The sequence below is a fragment of the Candidatus Hydrogenedentota bacterium genome (assembly GCA_019695095.1).
Classification (GTDB): domain Bacteria; phylum Hydrogenedentota; class Hydrogenedentia; order Hydrogenedentales; family SLHB01; genus JAIBAQ01.
The window spans coordinates 1-3868 of sequence record JAIBAQ010000332.1 but is presented as its reverse complement, the minus strand read 5'-3'; the positions used below and the strand labels follow the sequence as shown (position 1 = coordinate 3868).

Genomic DNA, 3868 nt, shown 5'->3' with positions numbered 1-3868 from the left:
GAGATGAGTCGCGTTCAGATTCTTGTACACGCGCCAGAACCGCAGGAAGTTGCCGTGCAATGCGATGCGCCGTGGGAGGGGAACGGGTGCGGGTACTACACCGTTCTGCACGATGCGCGCGAGTCGGTCTACAGGATGTATTACCATGCCTGGCAGATTCCCACTGGAATCGAACCGGGTGGTCCATTGAGCATCGCGTATTTCGAGAGCAAGGACGGCATCGCATGGAGCCGGCCCGTTCTTGGCCTCTGCGAGTTCAATGGGTCAAAGGAAAACAACATTATCCTCAACAAGATGGGTGATGGAAGCGGTTGCCACGATTTCTCGCCCTTTATTGACGAGAACCCCGCGGCCACGCCGGAAGCGCGATACAAGGCGACCGGCGCAGGCGCCGAGACCAATAAGGGCGTCTGGGCCTATCAATCGCCGGATGGCATTCACTGGACACCGATGGCGGACGGGCCGGTCTTCAGCAAGGGTGCGTTCGATTCGCAGAACGTTTCATTCTGGTCGGCGAAGGAGCAGCAGTATGTGCTCTATTACCGAACGTTTTCCGGAGGCAACTTCGAGGGTACGCGACTGGTGAACCGCGCGGTCTCCAAGGATTTTCTTCACTGGACGGAGGAAGGGCCCATCGCGTTTCCTGCTGGGGAGGGGCCGCAGGAGTTGGCCCAATTTTATGTCAATCAGATCAAGCCGTATGCGCGCGCGCCACACCTTTACATCGGATTTCCCGCGCGCTATGTGGATCATGGGGTCACGGAGTCTACCAAGCTGCTGCCTGAGTGGGAACTTCGCGAGAAGCGCATGACGGTCTCGCAGCGGTATGGCACGGCCGTTACCGACTCTGTCTATATTAGCAGCCGCGACGGGAAGAATTTCCGTCAGAGCAATGACGTGTTTCTGCGGCCTGGGCTCAGGACGCGCCATAACTGGTCGTATGGCGACAACTACATCGCATGGCATGTTGTTGAGACCGATTCCACTCGGGACGATTCGCCGAAGGAACTTTCGCTTTATGCCACCGAATCGTACTTCACCGGCCGTGACTCACGCTTGCGCCGCTATACTCTGCGCATGGACGGATTCGCGTCCGTCCACGCGAAGCACGAGGAAGGCGAGTTCATAACCAAACCAATTACCTTTATTGGAAACGAGTTGTCGCTCAACATTTCCACCAGTGCAGCAGGAATGGTAAGGGTCGAGTTTCGAGAAGTTGGGGAAGCGCCGATACCGGGCTTTACCCTTGACGAGTGTGACGCAATCTACGGCGATTCGATCGACCGGCGAGTGAGCTGGAAGGGAAACCGCAGTGTGGCGGCGCTGAACGGCAGACCGGTCGTACTGCGATTCGTGATGTGCGAGGCAGATCTCTATTCGCTGGCCTTTGAGTGATACTTCGTTACGGTTAGCGCGGTGGCTCTTGGATGTACCTCACCTCGTAGGCGTAGCTTGCCTGCTGTCCCTTCTCCAGATGGCAGGGCTTGGGAAACAGCTCCAGGTTGACTTGGAGCCGTGAGGGATCCCAGAAATGGCCCATCGCCACGTACTCTTCGGGGTTGAACCTTTGCTCAATTCCGAACTTGGCTTCGTGGTTGAAGTAGGCAAAGGCGCCGCCTGCAACGGCCTCGCGGATCGCTCTTGTTTGATCGTCCGTGGCAATGCCCTCGAACCAACCGGCGTTGGCCTGCTTCCATGCGGGCGATTTGATGTACAAGCTGAGAACGTCAGGATCGGGAGATGCGGTCCCCGTGTCGTATTCGGGATGCACCTGCGCGTCGAAGTCACGCGCCGCGCCCGCGGTCAGCGTGGTTTGAACGCGAATTACGTCTCCGTCAAGCAGAATCTGTCGTTCCACTTTCGTGCCATCGGGTGTGCTGAGCGTTAGAGTGACTTTCCCGGGCTCGGTACGTGCTTCGTATGGCAAGATGCGCTGGGGATTCGGACCTTCGCCCTGGCGTACCCATTCCTCGAAGCGGAAACGATTGAGCGCGCGAGCAGCCTGAATGACATTGCGGCCCGTGGGCTTGTATGTCATCTCCACCAGCTTTGCATTGCTTTCGGGCAGCAACACCACACGCCAGGTATCGTTTTCAATCGTTGTTGCCTTGAACCCCTGGTGGAACGCTTTTTGACTCTCTATGTAGGTATCAATGGATGTCATCTCGTCTTCCATCGTGACCCCATACTTCTTGCACAATTCAGCGAACCGATTCAGAAGGTCCGGGTCCAGACTGGTGAGGTCTGGACGGCACATTCCGTCGCTGATGTGGAGCGGGATGCTGACGGCACTCAGTGCGGCACGATAGGCGCACAGGGAAGCCTTCTCGACTCGTGCGCGAACCTCATCCGATTGTGCGCGTGACATCGCGTCGCGGAAGTAGGCCATGATGCGCTGCGCACTTTGCCTGTTGATGCACAGCGCGGACTCAGTCGGGAAACAGGTTGGGTGGGTGCCGCTGGTTTGAACGAGGTCATGGTAGTACGTCAGGTAATCCATGATAGGCTGCGCGGATTCACGGTAGTGCAACCGGCAGAACTCCATCGCTTCCGACCAGCTATCTCGGCCCGGTTTCCAGATGCATCGTGACATCACGTAGTTGCGGAGGTCGCTCAACTCGGCGGACATCGCGTTCCCGGCCGCCTGCATGAACACGCCGCGCCCGTTGTTATTCGCAAAATACGCGTCGCTGCCCCCGATGCTGCGAAGGTTCGGGAACGGGAGCAGATAGCCCTTAAAGTTGGTGTTATAGTGCCAGATGAATAGGTGGTCCGCCTTCCTCTTCCAACCGGCGGTGTCTTTGCAGAATTCCCGGTTCAGCGCACAGGATGGGTCGTCGATTGCGTGGGCGTCGCAGCATTCGATGCTGCACAACTGGATCAGCACGTTGTGGCGCGCGCGCATGTGCTTGGGGGGCTTGCGGGTGTACATATACGCGTAGCAACTTACAAAGATATCGGGATGCGCTTTTTCGATACGTTCGGCTACTTTGTTCACGAGCTCCAGGTGCGCGCCCGCGTGCGATTCTTCTCGGGCGTCGATGGCCGCGCAATTGGGACACGTGCAGTAACTGTCGTTGTCCATCTGAGCGATATTGATGTTCTTTGCGGTTGGATTCTTCTCAATCTCCTCGAGTACGGCCTGCGTAACGAGGTCAATGACCTCTGGGTTGCTGACGCAGAGTTGAGGTCCGCCGCCACCCATTTCCAGTTTTCGCTGCCCATCCACGAGGGCGTAATACTCCGGGTGTTCTTTGCCGTACTTTGCCGGAGGTAGAAGGTATGCAACGTTGTGGCTCACGAGGCGATATCCGGTTTTGCCGCCGAGCTTGGGATCGTCACTGACCGTGTTCGTTCGCAGACGCGCGGCGAATTCCGGTGACTTCATGGTTTCGCCGTAGTACGACCAGCGAAATGCAAACGGCGGGTTGTATGCGTGCTTACCCAGAGGGATACGCACCGTCGATGGATCGGGGAAGTACGTATCATCGTAGGTTAGGTAACGCACGCCGCATAGTTCTTCGAAGAACTCATAGACGCCGTAGAGCGTTCCGCGCGGACGGCCCCCGCCAATGAATATCGCGTCCTTGGTCACCCGTATTTGCAGACCTTCCTCGCCCAGTCTATCGAGATTGAGGCGTTTTCCCGCGCGGGCGATTGCATCTGGGCCGATATAGATAGCGCCCGTGTTCTGTTTTGCCTCGGAGGCGACGGAGAGTTCTGTTCCTGTCAACCCTTTAAAGAGGGTCTGAAATTCGGTTGCCGCATAGCGTTCCGATTCTGTTGCCGCGGAATCGCATACGATTTGCCAATGGGTCATCGCCGAGGGTGAGATCGCACTGTCGGCGAAGGCAGCCGTTCCCGAAAT

Annotated in this window: 2 protein-coding genes; one reads left to right on the top strand and one right to left on the bottom strand. The window is 57.3% G+C overall.

Annotated features, from left to right (window positions below):
• Positions 1 to 1395, top strand: a 1395-nt coding sequence (locus K1Y02_25830) for a hypothetical protein (protein ID MBX7259801.1), incomplete at its 5' end; no start/stop codon positions are given.
• 13 nt (positions 1396 to 1408) lie between these two features.
• Here the strand turns inward: K1Y02_25830 and K1Y02_25825 are convergent.
• A partial coding sequence (locus tag K1Y02_25825; protein ID MBX7259800.1) for a DUF4838 domain-containing protein occupies positions 1409 to 3868 on the bottom strand: 2460 nt, incomplete at its 5' end.